Raw genomic sequence first — 20,091 nt, forward strand, 5'->3', positions numbered from 1 at the left:
TCTCCGGAGTACCTTAAGACTGACGACCGCCACGACCACGCTTGGACGACTTCTTGCGTCGCCGCACAATGAGGGCATTGCTGAGTTTCTTCTTCTTGCGGGTTTTGTAACCAAGGGTGGGTTTGCCCCAAGGGGTAACCGGTCCACTGCGACCAATGGGGGCACGGCCTTCACCACCACCGTGGGGGTGATCCACTGGGTTCATGACGGAACCGCGTACCTTTGGCCGCCGACCTTTCCAACGATTGCGCCCAGCCTTACCCATGCTAAGGTTGTTGGCCTCCACATTGCCGACTTGGCCGATGGTGGCATAGCACTCTTTACGGAAGAGGCGCACCTCACCGGAAGGGAGTTTTAAGGTAACCATATCCCCTTCCTTAGCCACGACCTGTGCCATTGCCCCTGCGGCGCGCACCATTTGAGCACCACGACCGGGGGTAATTTCTACGTTATGCACACTGGTTCCCAGCGGGATTTTGCCAAGGGGCAGCGCATTGCCGACTTCAATGGGGGCATCGGGGCTGGCAATAATGTTGCTACCTGGAGCGAGATCGCGAGCATGAAGGATATAGCGCTTTTCACCATCTTGGTAGTGAATAAGGGCAATCCGGGCGTTGCGGTTGGGGTCGTATTCTACCGTGGCCACTTTGGCGGGTACATTCACTTTGCTGCTGCGGCGAAAGTCCACCTCACGGTAACGGCGCTTATGGCCGCCACCTCGCCGCCGACTGGTAATCACACCGCGATTATTCCGACCTTTATCCCGCTTATAGCCACGGGTGAGGGATTTTTCGGGGGTATCTGTTGTAATTTCGGCAAAGTCGGAAACGGATTTTTGGCGGGTACCGGGGGTGTAGGGTCGGTATGCACGAATGCCCATGATCTTGGTGCTCCGTTAAACGTCGGGGAAGAGGTTAATTTTGCTCTCGGGGGCAAGGGTGACGATCGCCCGCTTGTATTGGGTGCGATGACCGATGAAGCGCCCTACCCGCTTTGCTTTTTTGGGTAAGTTGTAGGTGTTAACGCCAGTGACCTTGACATTAAACAGATCTTCAATGGCGGCCTTGATTTGCGGCTTGGTGGCACGGCGATCGACATCAAAGGTATATTGGTTGTTTTCCAATAGCACCGTGGCCTTTTCGGTTACGATCGGACGCTTAATTAGATCCGCAAGGACGCGGGGCTGCACTTTAGTCACCGTACACCTCCTGAATTTTGGCGATCGCCCCCGTTGTGGCAACAATGCGATCGGCGTGGAGCAAATCAAACACATTTAACTGATCGGCGCGCAACACTTTAAGCGTTGGTACATTACGTGCCGAGAGAATAATCATTTCCGCCAGATCATTCACCAACAGCAGTACTTTTTGGTCTGGCTGCACCCCCCAGCGTTGGAGTGCTGTCACCAATTCCTTGGTTTTGGGGCGCGGCAACTGATCCGCAAACTCCTGAACCACAATTAAATCTGCGGCACGATCCATCAGCGCTGTGCGCAGAGCCAGCCGCCGCTCTTTACGGTTCATTTTTTGGGAGTAGTCCCGGGGCTTAGGGCCAAAGATGACACCACCACCGCGCCACAGAGGTGAGCGAATCGAGCCAGCACGGGCACGACCCGTACCTTTTTGCCGCCATGGTTTGCGACCACCGCCGCGAACTTCAGCACGGGTTTTCGTGGAAACCGTTCCCTGACGCGCGTTAGCTAACTGCCGCACAAGGGCGCGATGGACAATATGACTCGCGGTTTCTGGCTTGGCCGTAGCAAGATCAAGGGTTGCCTCGCCGCTATCAGCCCCTTGCCAGTCCTTTACAACACATGCAACCATAACTGCACTCTCTAAGCCCTTACTTGTGACCAACGACCTTTGCGGGGGTAATACTCACCAGTGCCCCCGGCTTACCGGGCAGTGCCCCCTTGATTAAGATCAAGTTCCGCTCGCTATCGACACGCACAACTTGCAACTTGCGAATTGTGACCGTTGCATTCCCCATGCGACCGGCCATGCGTTTCCCTGGAAAGACGCGCCCCGGCGTTGTACCGGCACCGGTTGACCCCGGTAAGCGGTGATTCTTAGAGCCGTGAGCCATCGGGCCGCGCTTAAAGTTGTGTCGTTTTTGATAGCCTGCAAAGCCGCGACCAATGCTGGTGCCACGCACATCGACCAATTGACCAGGGCTAAAAATATCCACGGTGATGGTCTGACCCAGTTGGTAGGGGGACGTGTCATCAAGGCGATATTCCCGCAGATGACGCATGGGCGGCGTTTGCGAATGTTTGCTGAGGTGGCCGCGCTCAGGACGACTAAGGGTTTTTTCGCGCACCTCGCCAAATGCCACCTGAATGGCCGTGTAGCCGTCTGTTGCAGGGGTCTTGATTTGGGTGATCGGACACGGTCCGGCCTGCACCACTGTAATGGGGACAGCTTTGCCCACCTCATCAAAGATTTGGGTCATGCCCAATTTTGTCCCTAAAATACCAACTGTCACGATCGCTTTCCTTAAAAGTACGAATCACAACAAAACAGCGAGAGGTAGCGTGCACACTACACCTCGGCAGATTCCCGCAGTTAGGAATGGTGGATTGACCCAGCAGTTACACGGTCAGCAAGACAACGCCTTGGGCGTATCTATCGTCGAGCAAGGACAGTTTCAGATGATAATGGCGTTATGGCGTTTGTTTACGGGCTAACAGCCAGCTACATCTGAATGGATCAGTGGAACCAAGGACTTAAGGGGATTGAGGCGATCGCCCCCAACTCAGTATCCGTTTTTGGTCACAAGTTTTAATCATAGATCAGCCATTGTAAGTTTGTCTAGGCATTTGCTAACATTTTTGACGCTCCTTTGAACCGCATGGCATTGGGAATGGGTTGTGTTTGAGTTTGTCTGTCAGCAGCAGTGTCGCCACAGCCATGCCCGAGCGGGTTTATTTCATACTCCCCACGGCAGTGTGGCCACGCCTCGCTTTATGCCTGTGGGCACCTTGGCTAACGTCAAAACCTTAACCCCTCAGCACCTTGAAGGGGCAGGGGCGCAAATGGTGCTGGCCAATACCTATCATTTGCACCTGCAACCCGGCGAAGAGATTGTTGCCGCTGCCGGTGGCCTGCATCGGTTTATGGGGTGGTCAGGCCCAATCCTAACGGATTCCGGTGGGTTTCAGGTTTTTAGCCTCAGTGAGATGCGCCAGATCTCCGATGCGGGGGTTGTGTTCCGATCGCCCCACGATGGCCAGATGATTGAATTGTCACCGGAGCGGGCCATCCGCATCCAAGAGCAATTGGGGGCAGATGTGATCATGGCCTTTGATGAGTGCCCCCCCTATCCCGCCAGTCGCGCGGTCGTGACCCAGGCAACCCAACGAACCCTGCACTGGCTCGAGCGCTGTATTGCAGCAAAGCAACGGCCAGACCAAGCCCTGTTTGGCATTGTTCAAGGGGGGGTATATGGCGATATCCGCCGTGAGTGTGCCACCGCCATGCTGGCCTACGATTTACCCGGCTATGCGATTGGGGGGGTAAGTGTGGGGGAACCGACGACTGCCATGCACGAGATTGTGGCGGTGACGGCGCCACTGCTGCCCACCCATAAGCCCCGCTATTTGATGGGGGTGGGCACCCACCTAGAAATGCTGCGGGCGATCGCCGCAGGGGTGGATTTATTTGACTGTGTCATTCCCACCCGCCTAGCACGCCATGGCTGTGCCATTGTTCAGGGGAACCGCTGGAATCTGAAAAATGCGCGGTTTCGCCGAGACTATGCCCCCCTCGATCCAACCTGTCCCTGCTACACCTGTGGTACCTTTAGTCGTGCCTACCTCAGTCACTTAGTTCGCGCCAAGGAATTATTGGCCTATACACTGCTGTCTATTCATAATGTCACTGAACTCATCGGTTTCACCCAAGCGGCGCGGCAGGCCATCCTCGAGGATCACTTTCCAAAGTTTGCGGCAGAATGGGAACAACGCCTATGCACATCCAGCCACGATGATTAGCTTTTCTGATGCGGTGTTATCGAGGGAAGAACGCTTGAGCCGCTGGGGGTTTTTGGGGTTGGCCACGGCTCCTTTAGTTGGCTCGGTTCTCTTTAACCATGGTATGGCTCCGCCCTTTGTCATTTGTCCCGTTCGTAGCTTGACGGGCATTCCCTGCCCTGGCTGTGGCTTGACCCGCTCCTTTATGGCGATCGCCCGCGGCAATTTTGAGGATGCCCTTTCTATGCACCTGTTTGGCCCTCCCCTATTTGCGGCGTTTATGTTGGTAGTTGTGCTAATGGCGGCAGAATTAAAAACTGGACGGCGACTACAGCGTACCCCCTTCCGTTACCTGCAACGGGTACAAAACTGGTGGTGGCTAGCCTTGCTGTACTTTGGGTACTATGGAGTGCGCCTCACGAGCTTGATCCAAACTGGCGAGTTTTACATCAACCCGTTTTCAATGGTGCGTTAGCAGATCTAAAATTTCCGTCGCGGCACGCTCCACCACACCGGGGGTTCCCATGGCCCGTCGCATAGCACGATACTCGGCCTTCATGGCTGCTTGCTGTTCAGGATTAGCGAGTAGCCCTAGGGCAGTGGCAGTAATGGTTTGAACCGTAGCGTTCTCCTGGAGTAGCTCCGGCACAATGGCTTTTCCGGCCAGTAAATTGGGGGGAGAGACAAAGTCAAGGTTAAAGTTCAAAAAGATGCGGTACAGCCAAAGACTAATGGGGTTGACCCGATAAATCACCACCTGCGGCACATTCAACAAGGCGGTTTCTAGGTTGACCGTGCCCGACTTGGCGATCGCCAGATCTGCGGCGGCCAACACCAGTAACGAGTCATCGGCGAGCGTGACTCTAATGGGGTAGTGCTGCAAAGCGGCCTCAATCGATGGGCGGTACTGCTGCAGAGAAAGCGGCAGCCAAAACCGCGCGTGGGGATAGACCTTGGCAATATTTGTTGCTGCTCCCAAAATCAAGGGCAACAGCGACCTGATTTCCTGCTTGCGGGAGAGGGGCAACAGGGCGATCGCCAACTCCTCTGGGCCAATCCCTAAGGCTTGACGCGCCGCCTCGCGACTGGGGGCAGCAGCAATGCGATCTAACAGCGGATGCCCCACCCACACCACATTGGCACCGTGTTGGCGATAGTATTTGGCTTCCTCTGGGAAAATAGCAATCAGGCGATCGCTGAGGGCAACAATTTGGCGGGTGGTTTTCAGGCTATGGGACCACACCCATTCCTGCGGCGCAATGTAATAGACCATCGGCACCGCAAAGTGTTTACGAATAAACCCTCCCATAGCCATATTGCCGCCAATATAGTCAATCAGGACAACCAGATCGGGGGGATGGCGCTGCAGATAGCGGCGAGCCTTGAGTTGCAGCGCAATGGTCGTTTTCACTAAGGGCAGGGCTTCCAGAAGGCCAACCGAGCCAATACCGCCGGTATTAAAGAGCACCGTTGCCCCTGCCGCCGCCATGCGATCGCCCCCCAAGGCAGAAATGCGCAGGGGAATGTTGCGGTCGGCAGCTAAGCGATAGAGAGCCTTGACTAATAATGCCCCCTGTAAATCCCCGGACACCTCACCCGTGCTAATAAACAAATGCGCCATGCCTATCCTTGAAGAATGGGAACCGGTTGACAGAGTTGCGCGGCAAACTCTTGTTCTGCCGTGGCCATTGCCTGCACCGCCGCCGCCATAATCTCTGAGATCGGTACTCCGGCATGGTACTGCCCTAGCCATTGTTGGGCAGTGTTGCCTTGACGCAAAATTTTCTTGATAGGAGCCAAAAAGCAGCTAAACCCCTGCCCCTTGGCGATCGGCCATACCTCCTCAACGAGTTCGGCAATCCAGGCTGCGGCTGTAAGTTGACGACCGTCTTGCCAGTGGGTCAACACCGCCTCGAGGCTGTGGCGAGCCGCTTGCATTTCGTTGGCATCGGCCAGTTGTGCTAGATCCACCCCTTGGCGGTGGAGGTAACTCCCCTGCAGCGGATCCAGCTCCGGCTGCTCCAGCAACTGCAACAAACGCGCTTCTAAAAGGGCAGTAATGGCCAGTAACTCAATGGGATCCGTAACGAGGTCACAAATCCGCAACTCCAGACGGTTGAGATCGTAGGGGCGGCGATCGCCATTGGGGCGCACCGCACTCCAAAGATGGCGCACATTTTGCATTGTGCCCTGCCGCAGTTGGGCTTCGGTCCACGCAATAAAATGGGCATGGCTGCTAAACAGGGGTACATAGGCAGGGGTCTTGGGAAACGTTGCCCAGCGAGTCGAGTGGTAACCAGTCACGTCCCCATCCAAAAAGGGGGAAGATGCACTTAAGGCCAGAAACAGCGCTGCCTCTAAGCGCACTAACCGACAGGCGCGGATCAGCGCGTCTGGGTCCCGCAGGCCAATATTGATATGAACACTGGCCGTCACAACGCGGCTGCCGTAGGTTTGCTCAATGTAGGTGTGGTAAGGATTGTGCGGGTCTGAGCGATAAAACTGCTGACTATCCCCTAAACTCAGGGTACTGCCAGGCACCAGCGTCAACTCCCCTAATGAGTGTAGGTAGGCTCGCAAGCGAAACCGTGGTCGCAATAGATCACACAATGCTTGATCGTAAAGATACACAGGCGGAGTTGTGAATTCGACATTGCGACTGTCCGGCTCCCGCACAAAACCGGGCAACGCTTGGACAATTTGATCCGACAGGCCAATAACCTCTCCTGTTGGGGTACCAGTATAGAGTTCAACCTCAAAGCCCTTGGATAGCATTGTTTCCCCTCAATTAGCACTATCCTAACCCGCTAGGGGCGCACCGGCAGCGATCGCTCAGCCAACGCTGCCTCAAGGGCAGCGGCCATCACCGCAGTGGGAGCCGGTTGGCCAAGCCAGTGCTCAAGAGCTGCCGCCCCCTGGTGCAGCAGCATCGTTAATCCATCAATGGTGTGCAGTTGCCGCGCCATAGCCAATTGCAGCAGCAGGGTAGGGCGAGGTTTATAGATTAAGTCATAGACCACTGCGGTGGCCGGCAATTGTGCTAAATCCTCCGCCGCAAGGGGGGTAGCCTCCCGGTGAGGACTCATGCCAATGGGGGTCGTATTGACCACTAAGCGAATATCCCCGAGACACGAAGTGCGTGCCTCCCACGGCAGCGCCTCTAAAGTGAGATTCGGCCAACTGGCTACAAAGGCTGCCAACCGCTCCGGCTGACGGCCACTCACATAAAGCTGTGAGCACCCTAAATCATGGCAGGCCGCCACCACTGCTCGGGCAGCACCGCCATAGCCTAAAACCAGTACTGCCGTGTCTGACCAGTTCCAAAGGAGCGATCGCAGCGGCGCTAAAAAAACCATGCACATCTGTGTTGGTACCTACCCACCCTTGGTCACTGCGATAGACCGTGTTCACCGCCCCTACCTGCTGCGCCAAGTCACTAATGGCAGCCAAGTGAGGCACAATGGCCTCTTTGTGGGGAATGGTAACATTAAAGCCCACTACCCTCAGTGCCGCCAACCCCGCTATGGCCGCCTCCAAATCGCTAGCCTTGACCGCAAAGGGCACATAGACATAATCCAGCCCTAAGTATTCCAGTGCGGCATTGTGCATAGCTGGCGAGAGGGTATGGGAAATGGGGTCGCCAATCACCCCCAAGAGCTGGGTATTGCCGGAAATGGCAACCATCAAGACTTAGACCGCTTCGTGGTCTTTTTCGCTGGTGCGGATACGGATCACCTGCTCCACTGGGGTGACAAAGATTTTGCCGTCGCCAATTTCCCCCGTCCGTGCGGCTTCAATGATTTTGGCAACCACCATATCCACTTGGGTATCTTCGACAACAATTTCTACTTTTAACTTTTGTAAAAACTCCACCGTATATTCTGAGCCACGGTAGCGTTCCGTCTGCCCCTTTTGGCGTCCAAAGCCCCGTACCTCCGAGACCGTCATCCCCACAATTCCAGCATTCACTAGGGCAATCTTTACTTCATCAAGCTTAAAGGGACGAATAATTGCTTCTACCTTTTTCAAAGTAAACTCCTTACCTATGGCCGTCAAACTAAGGTTCTCTCTCTATTTAGCACTGGCTAGAGACGATAACGTGTAGCAATAGCTACATTATCTTCCATCCCAGACACAGGGACACTTTAACTCTAGGATTGATAATAAAAAATCAACTAGCAGGAGGAACACCCATGGGGTGGCAGCGACCCGATGGCCGAGACCCACAGGAGTTGCGATCGCACCGCTTTCAACGGCACTTCACATCGGGTATGGCTGGAAGCCCCGTACTTCAGTGCGGGGAGGAAAGCTCCTTTAGCAACTTTAGTTGCCTTAGGTTATAATTGTACTGCGGACACCAGAAACGGTTGTTTAAGGCACTGGTAACGGTCGATTGGGGGTGTTGTAAACCACCCCAGAGGCTCGTGGTTGGCTTGCTAACTGCAGGGCTACTAAAAGCTCCCTGCTTTAGCTGGGAGTAGTTTACACAATTTCCCCTCGGATCGGTGCTAGCCCAAGCCGAACAAACCCACGTTTTGTGTACCGTGAGTGTGCGCGAAGGGGTACCCAAGTTTTTGGAGGGCAGTGGCCGTGGCTGGTTAACCGCCGAATACCGCATGCTTCCCGGTGCCACGCGCCAACGGCAGGAGCGGGAAGTGTTAACACTCTCTGGCCGCACCCAAGAAATTCAACGCTTGATTGGTCGCAGCTTACGCGCCGCCCTAGACTTTAGCCGTTTGGGGGAGCGCACGCTCATTGTGGATGCCGATGTGTTACAAGCGGATGCCGGCACCCGTTCTGTGGCCATCACTGGTGGCTATATTGCCTTAGTCGATGCGGTGAATCAACTCGTAAAGACGGGTGTCCTAGCAGAATCGCCCCTGATTCAGCAGGTGGCCGCCGTTTCCGTGGGACTCATCGACGGGACGGCTTACTTGGATCTCACCTATGCCGAAGATGTCGCGGCTAGCGTTGACTTTAATGTAGTGATGACCAGTGACGGTCAATTTCTTGAGGTACAAGGCACTGCCGAGGCCGGAGTCTTTAGCCGCAGTGACCTCAATACCATGCTCGATGCCGCCACCCATGGGATTCACCAGCTTGTTTTAGCCCAACAACAAGCCCTAGCAGAGCATTATGACTAATACTGCCATTTACCTCGGACACATTGTTAAATCCAACTCCCACTGTGATTACATTGCCCAACTGGTGGATCAGTTTGATGTGTCCACCCCACCGCAACCGGAAGACTATGGTTTTGGCCGCTTTGTGCAACTCGCGGATGAGCAGCGGCACTGGGCCGTTGGTGTCATTTATAACTCCCAATTGCTCAACCCGCAGTTTAATCAACTTAGCCCGCGCTTAACAACCACGGCAGACACCTTCCTCAGCCCGGATTTGGTGAGTGAAACCCGCACCCTGCTGTGGATTGCCCTCATTGGCCACCTTGAGCAAGCTCAGGGACACGCCTACGGTCAACAGGGAATCCCAACCTTGGTGGTGCCTGTGAATACGCCAGTGTGGCAGCTAACCCCAAAAGAGATCGCGACCTTTCATCGCAGCCACAACGGACACGCCCAGTTTCGCTACTATGCCCATCTATTGCGCTCAACGGGGAACTATGCTGCTCCCCTGCTTGCCCATATTCTGGAAACCATTACCCCCTTATTTGAGGGCAAAGAGCGGCGATCGCTAGAAATTCTAAGCAAGGAGTTGGCATGGCGGCATACCCTTGGTAGTTTGCGCTAGGCAGCGCCATTGCTATACATATAGCCCAGCTTCGCAATCAAAATTCATGAAAAATCGTGTGCAATAGTGACAAAACTGCGGAGTTTCTGCTAAGGTCTTTAAGTGTGTGAGGAGCGAACCAGTTAAGGGCACCGAGACGAAACACGGCCAGTCGTCGGTGCTCTTTCTGATTTTTGCAACTACAGAGATATGGAGGCGATCGCCAGTGAAGAGGAATGCCCCCACTGTACGCAGAGTAGCAGCCTTGGGGACTCTAGGTGTAAGCGTTTTCCAGATCAGCAGAGCTGCTGCCACTGACAGGACGGTGATGAGTGCTGCCGCTGCAAATTTTAATCATTGAAGATGACCGTGACATTGCCACGCTTGTCGAAAGCACGCTCACCAGTGATGGCTTTAGTTGTCGTTTGTGTCATGATGGCCTGCAAGGGCTAGAGTTAGCCAAAGACCTCCAACCCGATTTAATTATTCTTGACCTGCTGCTACCGCGCCTTGATGGCCTTGAACTGTGTGCCCGTCTGCGTCAAAAGCCCCTTGCCAAAGATCCTTATATTTTGATGCTGACAGCTAAAAGTGATGAAATTGACCGTATTGTGGGTCTTTCCACGGGCGCTGATGATTACTTGGTGAAGCCCTTTAGCCCTCGGGAACTCATTGCCCGGGTGCGGGCATTGTTGCGACGGAGTTTACGCCAAGGGGGGCAAACCCCCATCTACCGTACGTCCAGCTTTACCCTTGACCCCGACCAGCGAAAGGCAGTGCGCCATTTAGGTCACCAGCCCCCAGAAACCCTTGATTTAACAACCCTTGAGTTTAACTTACTGATGCACCTGATGAGCCAACCCGGGCGAGTGTGGCAGCGAGAACAATTAATTGAGCGGGTGTGGGGGAGCGACTACTTTGGGGATGATCGCGTTGTCGATACCCACATCGCGCGACTGCGAAAAAAGGTGGAACCAGATCCCAGTGAACCAAGGTTTATTAAAACTGTCATTGGAGTGGGGTATAAGTTTCAAGACCATGCTTGAGTAGAGGTATGCTGGCGCGGGTTTGGAGTGCAGCGGTTTTGGGCATTGATGCCATTCCAGTAGGGGTTGAGGTGGATGTGGCTGGGGGGCTGCCCGCCATTGTGGTGGTGGGGTTGCCGGATGCAGGGGTACAAGAGGCTCGGGAGCGGGTGAAGGCGGCCATTCGCAATGCTGGGTTTAACGTGCCGATGCGGCGGATTGTAGTCAATTTAACGCCAGCGGATTTGCGGAAGGAAGGCCCCAGTTTTGACCTGCCCATTAGTCTTGGTATCTTGGCGGCCTCTGGTCAGGTCGCCACGGAGGTGCTGGGGGATTATCTCTTTCTGGGGGAGTTGTCTTTAGATGGCACACTACGTCCGGTTGCTGGGGTGCTCGCGATCGCCGTTGCTGCCCAAGCCCAAGGCATGAGCGGGTTGGTGGTGCCCATGGCCAATGTAGCTGAGGCGGCGGTGGTGCAGGGCTTAAGGATCTACGGTTGCCAGACCCTTACGGAGGTGGCCGCATTCCTCAATGACCCGGCATCGCGATCGCCTACAACAGCACTGTCGGAACCAGTGCAGCGCCCTTCCTTTACCCTTGATCTAAAAGATGTCAAAGGCCAGTACCAAGCCCGCCGCGCCCTAGAAATTGCTGCTGCCGGCGGCCATAATCTGATCTTTGTCGGGCCACCGGGGAGTGGTAAAACCATGCTGGCACGGCGACTACCCACGATTTTGCCACCCCTGAGTTTTAGCGAAGCCCTAGAAGTCACCAAAATCCACTCTGTTGCGGGGTTACTCAAGGAGCGGGGGCGGCTGATCCAAGAGCCACCCTTCCGCAGTCCCCATCACTCAGCCTCAGGTCCCGCCCTAGTGGGGGGTGGCAGCTATCCTCGTCCGGGAGAAATCTCCCTTGCTCACCGTGGTGTCTTGTTCCTAGATGAATTAACGGAGTTCAAGCGGGATGTTTTAGAATTTTTGCGCCAGCCCCTTGAGGATGGACAGGTTACCATTTCCCGCACCCGCCAATCGGTGGTTTTTCCCGCACAATTTACCCTAGTCGCCAGTACCAATCCCTGCGCCTGTGGCTACTATGGCGATCCGGTGCAACCCTGTACCTGCTCACCCCGCCAGCGGGAACACTACTGGGCAAAGCTTTCTGGCCCACTCCTAGATCGCATTGATCTGCAGGTGAGTGTGAGTCGTCTTACCCCTGAGGAAATTACCCGCCAGACCTCAGGGGAAGACTCGCAAACAGTACGGCAGCGGGTTTTGGCAGCGCGGCAGCGATCGCAACAGCGCTTTGCCCACGACCCCGGTCTGCACTGTAATGCCCAAATGCAGAGTCGCCATTTGCGCCAGTGGTGCCGCCTTGATGACTCCTCGACCACCTTACTCGAAGGGGCGATCGCCAAGTTAGGCTTATCGGCGCGGGCAACAGACCGTATCCTAAAAGTAGCCCGTACCATTGCCGATCTGGCTGCCAGTGAACCCCTACAAGCACCCCATGTGGCCGAAGCCATCCAGTACCGCACGATTGATCGACTCCAATAGGCGCTGGTTACTGCTTGGCCTACTGGCACTCCTCAGCATCCTGCTGGTGGGATGTAGTGCGCCCCGTGCCAGCGATCGCCTCGAGATCACCTTCTGGCATGGGGTCAACCCCCCTGCTAACCGGGTTGTCCTGCAACGCTTGGTCGACCGCTTCAATGCTCAGCATCCTCAAATCCACGTCCAAGCCCTCTACGTCGGGCAACCCGACCAGCAATTGCCGAAAATCTTGGCCGCTGTTGTGGGGGATGCCGCGCCAGATCTGCTCTGGTACAACCCCACCATCACCGGCCAATTTGTCGATCTGGGGGCATTGCGTCCCCTTGATGACTGGTGGGCTACCACCCCCTATCGGAAGCACATCAGCCCTGCCCTCCTGCCCACGATGCGCTACGGTGACCACTACTGGTCCATTCCCTTTGCCACCAACAATGTCGGTATTTTTTACCGCCCCAGCCTGTTTGCTGCCGCAGGCATTACCACTCTCCCCACCACTTGGCAGGAGCTAGAGGCCGTTGCCCAAACCCTGAAAACCACGGGAACCATGCCCCTGCTGCTGGCTCTAGGACAAGGGGAATTCACAGTCTTTACATGGTTGCCCTTTTTTTGGAGTGCCGGGGGGCACCTCGGAGACACTGCCGCCACCGCCCACATTGACACCCCTGCCGCCATCACTGCCCTTGAATTTTGGCAACGCCTCCGCCAAAAAGGGCTAGCCACCCTGTCTGCCCCCGAGCGCGGCTACGAACTGGATCAATTTATCCGTGGGGAGGTGGCGATGCAAATTAGCGGACCATGGACCCTAGGGCAACTGCAACAGTCAGGGGTGGACTTTGATGTTTTGGCCATCCCTGCCCTGACAACCACCGCCACAGCTCTCGGAGGTGAAAACTTGTTTGTCTTTCGCTCTAGCCCTGAGCGTGAACAGGCCGCCCTAGAATTTCTGAGTTATGTCCTCAGCGAGGAGTTTCAAACCGAGTGGGCCGTGGGAACCGGCTATTTACCCGTAAATGAAGCCGTCTTGACTAGCGATCGCTATCAAGCATTTTTAGCCACACAGCCCACCCTGAAGGTATTTTTGGAACAACTACCAACAGCTCAAGCACGGCCAAATTTTCGCGGTTATGCCCGCTTTTCCCAAAATGTGGGTCGCGCCATTGAAAGTGTCTTACTACAAAAAGCGACTCCCACAGCCGCTGTCAAGACTGCTGAGAGCCGCTGGCAACTGATGCGCCCCCGCTAGGCTTAAAATAGACTGGCCGCCGCCTTCACCATATTGCCGGGGTTAAAGGCATCCATAGCCGCAGTGGGTTCATAACCACAGTGCACCATACAATCGCGGCACTTGGGATTACCACTCTTGTGGCCATAGTTCTCCCAGTTCGTATTGTCTAGGAGTTCTTGCCACGTTTGATAATGACCTTCGTTCAGTAAGTAGCAAGGCTTCTGCCAGCCTAGCACACTGTAGCTCGGCATCCCCCATGGAGTACACTCATAATCTTTCTCGCCAACAAGAAAGTCGAGGAACAGGGGATTGTGGTTGAAGTTCCAGTTCTTCTTGCCCGCACGGTAGGGTGCCAGAATCTCGCGGAAAAGGGCACGGGTTTGCTCTCGCTTCAGGAAATGCTCTTGATCCGGTGCCCACTCGTAGGCATACCCCGGAGAAATCATCATCCCATCCACACCAAGGGAGCTAATAAAGTCAAAGAAGGCTTGCATGTCTGCCACATTCGCGCCCTCAAAAATTGTCGTGTTCGTGGTGACGCGAAAGCCTTTTGCCTTGGCTGCCTTAATGGCCTTGACCGCAATATCGAAAACTCCCTTGCGATCCACACACTTGTCGTGCCACTCCCGTAAGCCATCTAAGTGAACGCTGAAGCTAAAGTAGGGGGAGGGCTTAAATTTGTGGAGGCTCTCCTCCAGTAAAATACCATTGGTACACAGATAAACAAACTTGCGCCGTGCCACTAGGCCACTGACAATTTCATCAATTTGCGGGTGCAGTAGGGGTTCGCCGCCGGGAATGGCCACAATGGGCGCGCCACACTCTTCAACCGCCCGAAAGCACTCTTCCGGGGTGAGGTATTTCCGCAAAATGTCTAGAGGATGCTGAATTTTGCCGCAACCGGAACAGGCAAGGTTACAACGGAAGAGAGGCTCAAGCATCAAGGTGAGCGGAAAGCGTTTTTTCCCTTGGAGGCGTTGTGAGATAATGTAGGTGGCGACTTCCACTGCTTGCTTGATGTGGACTCCCATGCGTTAATCTCCTCAATGGGGCTAATGACTCCATCTAAAACTCTTAACAGATGTTTATAGATGCTTATAGTTGTAGCAGCTTTACAGGCGATCGCTAAAGTGTCCTATCAAGTTTCCAAAGTGTCACACACGAGAGGTAGGGGTGGGTAGCGATCGCCACCAGCTCCAAGGGGCAAGAAAGTTTTTTCTAAAGACCCCTAGTCAATATTGACAGAGGTGCGTATAATCAGAGACCATTAGAGTAACTGTAGAAAAATGACTCTAATACTTAACTTTAATAGCCCAAGAGACAAAAAGTTAAGTACTCCCATCTCATCCCAGTTGGCCTTCGGTGGCATCTTTACTACCTGCAACCTGTGCAGAGTCTTCAGGTATCACCAATTTTGCATTCTAGCGTTCGTTGCCAACTGACCTCTACAGCAACTCTGACACCAACCTTACCTCTAGCCATACGTGCTGTCGTCTCCACTGTTTGCGGGGGGGCAGCGATGGCTTAGATCTAGCCGTTAGCTTTTTAGCCAATTCATGCTTACGTTTGTTGCGTTAAACTATCCAAGGATAATGAATGCCTAAGCAAATTATTATTGCCGAGCAGCATCGGCTGGCGGCAGTTTTTGCCGAAGATCAAATTCAAGAGCTCATTGTAGCCACCGGCAGCCATCAGGTGGGAGATATTTACCTCGGTGTGGTTGAAAATGTGCTTCCCGGTATTGATGCTGCCTTCGTCAATTTGGGTGACACCGCCCGCAATGGCTTTATCCATGTCACTGACCTTGGACCGCTGCGGTTAAAGCGTACCGCTGGGGCAATTACCGAACTGCTCAGCCCCCAACAAAAGGTGCTGGTGCAAGTGATGAAAGAACCCACTGGCAACAAGGGGCCACGGCTGACGGGGAACATTTCCCTGCCCGGTCGCTATCTGGTGCTCATGCCCTACGGGCGAGGGGTGAACCTGTCGCGGCGCATTGCCAACGAAGCGGAACGGCACCGGCTGCGCGCCCTCGGTATTTTGGTGAAGCCAGCGGGGATGGGGCTACTTGTGCGCACTGAAGCAGAGGGCATGAGCGAAGAGGCCATTCTCGAAGACCTAGAGCTATTGCAACGGCAGTGGGAAACCATTCAACAGCAAGCCGCATCTAGTCGTCCTCCCCTGCTGCTAGGGCGAGATGACGATTTTATTCAGCGGGTGCTGCGGGATGTCTATAGCAGTGATGTGAACCGTATTGTGGTGGATACCGCCGGTGGGGTGAAGCGCGTGAAGCAGCACCTAATGAACTGGAACAGTAATAAACCCCCCGTGGGTGTGCTCATTGACCATCACCAAGAGGCCATTCCCATTCTCGATTATTTCCGGGTCAATGCTGCAATTCGTGAAGCCCTGAAGCCACGGGTCGATTTACCCTCAGGGGGCTACATTATCATTGAACCCACAGAAGCCCTAACGGTCATTGATGTTAACTCTGGCTCCTTTACCAGTTCGGCCACCTCACGCGAAACAGTGCTGTGGACCAACTGCGAAGCAGCAACGGAAATTGCCCGGCAACTGCGACTGCGCAATATTGCAGGGGTGATTATTGTTGACTTTATTGACATGGACTCCCGCCGTGATCAACTTCAGTTGCTTGAGCACTTTAGTAAAGCACTGCGAGCCGATAAAGCCCGTCCCCAAATTGCCCAGCTTTCAGAACTGGGACTGGTCGAGCTGACGCGGAAACGGCAAGGGCAAAATATCTATGAACTGTTTGGCCGTCCTTGTGGAGCCTGTGGGGGCTTAGGGCATTTAGTGCATTTGCCTGGGGAACCGGACGATAGCCCCGGAGAAAGTGTGGAGCGATCGCCCCTGCCACGACCGGCAGACCCCCGCCGTAGCATCGATAACCGCAGCGAACCCAACGGCTTCACCTCAAGTGGTACCACCACAGAGACGCAGTTTCTCAATCATCCCGACTACCAAGAGGTAGGCGGAGCACGGCGATCCACCTCGCGCTCCCCCCGCGGTTCTAGTGGCAGTAATAGTCGTCCGCTGCGCCGCAACAGCGACAGCCGCAGTAGTGAGAGTAGCAATGGTCGCAAGGTGATTACAACCCCCACAGTGGTTGAGGTTGCCAGCCCTGTGGTCAAGCTCAGTCCTGAAACCCGGTCGGCTCGTCCACCGCGCCCCAGTCGTTCGGAGCCGCCAGAGGTGGTCACAGTCACGATGACGGATCAAGAGCAAGCTATCTATGCAGAAATCGGTATTTCACCCTTAGTTTTGCACAGCGAGGAGGTTAAAAATCCGCGCTCAGCCATTGTGATGGTGGCTAGCCCGGGTCAAGAGCCGCTGCCCTTACCAGAGAAAGTGACGCGCCCCCTTGGGGATCCATTGCCAGAGGATCCCCTTGAAGGTGAGACCCCCTTAGATAGCAGTGATAGCAGTGGGGAGTTGCCGCCCATCCCCCTTGAGCCGATCGTTGCGACCGTGCCACCAACTGAAATAGAGCAGGTCGTAGAGGTTCCGCAAGCAGCCCCTACGGAGAGTTCACTCCCCGCGGAGCCAACCGTATCGGCAGGACGACGGCGACGGCGGCGCGTCACCAGCAGTAGTGACTCCCCTAATCCGGAAACCTAGAGACAGCCAGCATGGTGGAACGCCTGCGGCAGCTACAATCTGAGCAGATTTATGAGTGGGTGGGTCGGGTTCCCTTAGACGGCACCCCGCTGCAACGACTCCCCAAGGTTGCAGCCGATGCCTTTGCCTTTGAGGTGTTGACCCATGACTATGCATTAACTGTGGGCGATGGGGCATTATCGTTTCCCTTAATGAGTGTGGTGAAGCCGTTTTTGTTGCTCTATGCCCTCACGCATTGGGATCAGCAGGTGTGGGAGTGGGTTGGGCAGCGTCCCTCCGAGTACCCGTACAACTCTGTCTTGCAATTAAGCTTGGATCAGGGGTGGCCCCGAAATCCGATGATCAACAGTGGAGCGATCGCCTTGGCCAGCCGTTTGAGTCAAGCCGGTGGCGTGGCTGCATTTCAAGAGTGGCTGAATCAGTGTGCGGGGACAGCCTTGACGGTTGATCCGGTTGTGCTTGCAGCGGTCTATCGCCATCCTAACTGGCACAATCGCAGTTTGAGCTACTACTTGGCAGAGGCGGGTAGCATCACAGATGCAATGGCCGCCTTAGACAGCTATAACCAAATCTGCTGCCTTCAAGGGACCATTCACGATGTTGCCCGCTTGGGACTGCTTCTGGCGTGCCCCCATCCTGCAATTCGCGATCGCCATCGCCACATAGTGAATACCCTGATGCTCATGTGTGGCCTCTACGAGGATTCGCCCCGCTATGCCCTTGACATTGGCTTGCCCATGAAATCTGGAGTGAGTGGCCTTGTCCTAGCAGTGGTACCTCAACAGGGGGCGATCGCCTGCTATAGCCCTCCCCTTGATGCCAGTGGTAACTCTGTCTTGGGGCTGCACCTCCTCCAGTGTATCAGTCGCCACCTCAGCCTCAGTCCCTTGAGCTAGGTAAACTCAGTAAACTCAGTAAACTACTCCCAGCTAAAGCAGGGAGCTTTTAGTAGCCCTGCAGTTAGCAAGCCAACCACGAGCCTCTGGGGTGGTTTACAACACCCCCAATCGACCGTTACCAGTGCCTTAAACAACCGTTTCTGGTGTCCGCAGTACAATTATAACCTAAGGCAACTAAAGTTGCTAAAGGAGCTTTCCTCCCCGCACTGAAGTACGGGGCTTCCAGCCATACCCGATGTGAACCTCACAGCTTGAAAAATGTCTCAAATTCTCACCGTATCTTGCAAACTGGAGGTGTTGCCGCAGCAGGCTGAAACACTTGATGCGGTGCTGGCTGCCGTTGCAAAATGCTGTGAGATCGATAGATAATCAACCTACAAACGTTGTTCCCTTTTGCAAATGTATTGTCGGACATCACTCTCATCACACTAACGAGGCTAGGACATGCAACCCCCTAACCCCGACCAGTTTACCGACCTCACGGTACCTCTGGGCACGGGCAGCACCGAAGAAGTTTGGCAAAAACCGCTACTATGTTGAGTAACAATTTTAGCGTTGCCTATTCGGATGAGTCCCTCGACCCGCAGTCCTGACCTTGAGGTGGAACAACTCCCCCAGTTATTACAGGCCGCTCGTGCCCGCTATCTGGCCGGGGAGCGATCGCCAACGGTTGTCAAGCCTCTGTGTCAAGCCCTGCGAGCCATTTTAGAGCGCAGTATCGATCCCAATGGCGACAGCCAGCAACGGGGGGGCTACCTCCAACGCCTCGTTGAAGCCTATTTTCGCTTATTTCCCCGCTGTTTGGACGGTGTGAGCCGCACTCAACTGCAACAGCAATCGCTCCACAAAACCGTCCTGCGGCTGCTGCAAATTCCCGCTACAGTGATTCAGGATGAGTACAATCGTCTCAATCGGGGACACTATAACGGCCCACTCAAACAACTGGTGCTAGCGTTTAGTCGGCCAGCGCTGATGCAGCGCACCCCACCCCCAACCCTCACAGAAGCAGAGTGTTTTCTCGCCTTTTTTATTCAATGCTTGCGCCAAGAGCTGGGAGCCAGCGTTCTGCTGACCCCCCAATTTCGCCAAGAGTATCGGGATCTGCTGCGCACCGTTTGCCTTGGCAGTGCTGACCCCGATCACTGTCAAAGTAATCTTATAGGATGGCTATGGGAAGCCATGAAATCCTTTGACCCGCTGAAGCCCTTTAGTGCCAGCGGCCATGGCCGACCCACCTTTGAAGCATGGGTTCGCACCGTTGTCAGCAATAAGCTGGCGGACGAAAAACGAAAACTGCTGAAACGGGAAGCGGATGAACTGCTATTTTACGAAAGCCGCGCCCTGCAAGTCTTTCAGGATCGCTACAGCGCATCGCCGCCAGAGATTCAGCGGGAGATTGACCCCAAGGCCTGCATCAGCCTGATTACGATTGTGCAAACGGAAATTACCGATCCGCGCATCCGCGCCTCCACCGCTCGCCTGCGGCAGCACATCGCCCAACTACTCGGTTGGAGCATTGAATATACCCGCGATGTCCATCAGCAGGTGCGGCGCATTTTGGGGCGTTACGTCCAGTCCACCCGCTCCTTGAATATTTGCTCCACTGATAGCAACCAAGAATGGATTGATAACTATCCTGATGCCCGCTCTCTACCCAGTAACAGTGGCCAAGGCATTGAATGTATGGTGGACTTTCTCAATGATCCCCAAACCCCCACATGGGTACGGGACTGGTGTGAGCGGCGCCGCACCCAAGCGGAAATTGCCCGCGAACTCTTTGTGAGCCAACCAACAATTTCCCGTTGTCTGGGTCGTGAATATCGCCTCTGGCTCTACCGTAAATTCTTTCAAGATCCGCAGATTCCTGAGTGGATGAAACGCTGGTATGACACCCAATCAATTCCCAGTCCCCATCAACGGCGGCAAACTCGACGGGAGATTCACCCCGAATATGCCCGTGGTACCTGCACTGCGAAGCAAATTGATGACCAAATAGAAACCAAACTCGCCCAGTGGTGCGATCGTAACGGCATTTACTATCTTCCCTAGGCGGTTT

Annotated in this window: 17 protein-coding genes and 2 pseudogenes; 10 read left to right on the forward strand and 9 right to left on the reverse strand. The window is 54.8% G+C overall.

Annotated features, from left to right (window positions below; all coding sequences use genetic code 11):
* Positions 1-13 precede the first annotated feature (13 nt).
* The 4 genes from rplB to rplC are packed head-to-tail and all read right to left on the reverse strand — an operon-like array spanning position 14 to position 2,484.
* Positions 14-880, reverse strand: a complete 867-nt coding sequence (rplB, locus tag BRW62_RS00390; RefSeq protein ID WP_099797599.1) for a 50S ribosomal protein L2 — start codon at positions 878-880, stop codon at positions 14-16.
* 15 nt (positions 881-895) lie between these two features.
* Positions 896-1,198: a 50S ribosomal protein L23 gene (locus tag BRW62_RS00395; protein WP_099797600.1), complete on the reverse strand. Its 303-nt coding sequence runs from the start codon at positions 1,196-1,198 to the stop codon at positions 896-898.
* Positions 1,191-1,823: a 50S ribosomal protein L4 gene (rplD, locus tag BRW62_RS00400; protein ID WP_099797601.1), complete on the reverse strand. Its 633-nt coding sequence runs from the start codon at positions 1,821-1,823 to the stop codon at positions 1,191-1,193. The genes BRW62_RS00395 and rplD overlap by 8 nt, the downstream gene beginning before the upstream one ends.
* Before the next feature lie 19 nt (positions 1,824-1,842).
* The gene (gene rplC / locus BRW62_RS00405; protein ID WP_099797602.1) at positions 1,843-2,484 is read right to left on the reverse strand and encodes a 50S ribosomal protein L3; all 642 of its coding nucleotides are present in this window, start codon (positions 2,482-2,484) and stop codon (positions 1,843-1,845) included.
* 385 nt (positions 2,485-2,869) lie between these two features.
* Here rplC and tgt point away from each other — a divergent pair, with 385 nt between their 5' ends.
* Together tgt and BRW62_RS13190 are read left to right on the forward strand one after the other, a co-directional pair.
* The gene (gene tgt, locus BRW62_RS00410) at positions 2,870-3,991 is read left to right on the forward strand and encodes a tRNA guanosine(34) transglycosylase Tgt (RefSeq protein WP_099797603.1); all 1,122 of its coding nucleotides are present in this window, start codon (positions 2,870-2,872) and stop codon (positions 3,989-3,991) included.
* Positions 3,984-4,445, forward strand: a complete 462-nt coding sequence (locus tag BRW62_RS13190; RefSeq protein WP_227517453.1) for a DUF2752 domain-containing protein — start codon at positions 3,984-3,986, stop codon at positions 4,443-4,445. Before tgt ends, BRW62_RS13190 begins: the two co-directional genes overlap by 8 nt.
* Here BRW62_RS13190 and lpxB read toward each other — a convergent pair.
* The 4 genes and pseudogenes from lpxB to BRW62_RS00435 all read right to left on the reverse strand — a co-directional run bounded on the left by lpxB (position 4,431) and on the right by BRW62_RS00435 (position 7,999).
* The gene (gene lpxB / locus BRW62_RS00420; protein ID WP_099797605.1) at positions 4,431-5,591 is read right to left on the reverse strand and encodes a lipid-A-disaccharide synthase; all 1,161 of its coding nucleotides are present in this window, start codon (positions 5,589-5,591) and stop codon (positions 4,431-4,433) included. The two genes, BRW62_RS13190 and lpxB, sit on opposite strands and share 15 nt — an antisense overlap.
* A 2-nt stretch (positions 5,592-5,593) precedes the next feature.
* Entirely contained in the window at positions 5,594-6,745 is a 1,152-nt protein-coding gene (gene gshA, locus BRW62_RS00425; RefSeq protein WP_099797606.1) for a glutamate--cysteine ligase, read from the reverse strand.
* A gap of 32 nt (positions 6,746-6,777) precedes the next feature.
* A pseudogene (locus BRW62_RS14930) lies at positions 6,778-7,654 on the reverse strand (shikimate dehydrogenase).
* Positions 7,655-7,660: 6 nt separating this feature from the next.
* A complete protein-coding gene (locus tag BRW62_RS00435) occupies positions 7,661-7,999 on the reverse strand; it encodes a P-II family nitrogen regulator (protein WP_099797607.1) in 339 nt (112 codons plus the stop codon).
* A 452-nt stretch (positions 8,000-8,451) separates the two neighbouring features.
* Here BRW62_RS00435 and rph point away from each other — a divergent pair.
* From rph to BRW62_RS00465, 5 genes and pseudogenes are all read left to right on the forward strand, one after another.
* A pseudogene (rph, locus tag BRW62_RS00445) lies at positions 8,452-9,114 on the forward strand (ribonuclease PH); the annotation flags it as partial.
* On the forward strand, positions 9,107-9,718 hold the full coding sequence (locus BRW62_RS00450) for a hypothetical protein (RefSeq protein WP_099797609.1): 612 nt from the start codon (positions 9,107-9,109) through the stop codon (positions 9,716-9,718). The pseudogene rph and the gene BRW62_RS00450, both read left to right, overlap by 8 nt.
* A gap of 320 nt (positions 9,719-10,038) precedes the next feature.
* On the forward strand, positions 10,039-10,743 hold the full coding sequence (locus tag BRW62_RS00455) for a response regulator (protein WP_099799765.1): 705 nt from the start codon (positions 10,039-10,041) through the stop codon (positions 10,741-10,743).
* 8 nt (positions 10,744-10,751) lie between these two features.
* Positions 10,752-12,275: a YifB family Mg chelatase-like AAA ATPase gene (locus BRW62_RS00460; RefSeq protein WP_099797610.1), complete on the forward strand. Its 1,524-nt coding sequence runs from the start codon at positions 10,752-10,754 to the stop codon at positions 12,273-12,275.
* The gene (locus tag BRW62_RS00465) at positions 12,229-13,515 is read left to right on the forward strand and encodes an ABC transporter substrate-binding protein (RefSeq protein WP_099797611.1); all 1,287 of its coding nucleotides are present in this window, start codon (positions 12,229-12,231) and stop codon (positions 13,513-13,515) included. The genes BRW62_RS00460 and BRW62_RS00465 overlap by 47 nt, the downstream gene beginning before the upstream one ends.
* A 2-nt stretch (positions 13,516-13,517) precedes the next feature.
* Here the strand turns inward: BRW62_RS00465 and hpnH are convergent, their stop codons facing one another.
* Positions 13,518-14,528, reverse strand: a complete 1,011-nt coding sequence (gene hpnH, locus BRW62_RS00470; RefSeq protein WP_099797612.1) for an adenosyl-hopene transferase HpnH — start codon at positions 14,526-14,528, stop codon at positions 13,518-13,520.
* 565 nt (positions 14,529-15,093) lie between these two features.
* On the opposite strand from hpnH, the gene BRW62_RS00475 reads away from it, so the two are divergent.
* The 3 genes from BRW62_RS00475 to BRW62_RS00485 all read left to right on the forward strand — a co-directional run bounded on the left by BRW62_RS00475 (position 15,094) and on the right by BRW62_RS00485 (position 20,084).
* Positions 15,094-17,136: an Rne/Rng family ribonuclease gene (locus BRW62_RS00475; RefSeq protein WP_099797613.1), complete on the forward strand. Its 2,043-nt coding sequence runs from the start codon at positions 15,094-15,096 to the stop codon at positions 17,134-17,136.
* An 11-nt stretch (positions 17,137-17,147) separates the two neighbouring features.
* Positions 17,148-18,032: a glutaminase gene (locus BRW62_RS00480; protein ID WP_099797614.1), complete on the forward strand. Its 885-nt coding sequence runs from the start codon at positions 17,148-17,150 to the stop codon at positions 18,030-18,032.
* A 570-nt stretch (positions 18,033-18,602) separates the two neighbouring features.
* Positions 18,603-20,084 carry a hypothetical protein gene (locus BRW62_RS00485; RefSeq protein WP_099797615.1) on the forward strand — a complete coding sequence of 494 codons (1,482 nt, stop codon included), beginning with the start codon at positions 18,603-18,605 and terminating at the stop codon, positions 20,082-20,084.
* Positions 20,085-20,091: the final 7 nt, after the last annotated feature.

The sequence above is a fragment of the Thermostichus lividus PCC 6715 genome, assembly GCF_002754935.1.
Classification (GTDB): Bacteria; Cyanobacteriota; Cyanobacteriia; order Thermosynechococcales; family Thermosynechococcaceae; genus Thermosynechococcus; species Thermosynechococcus lividus.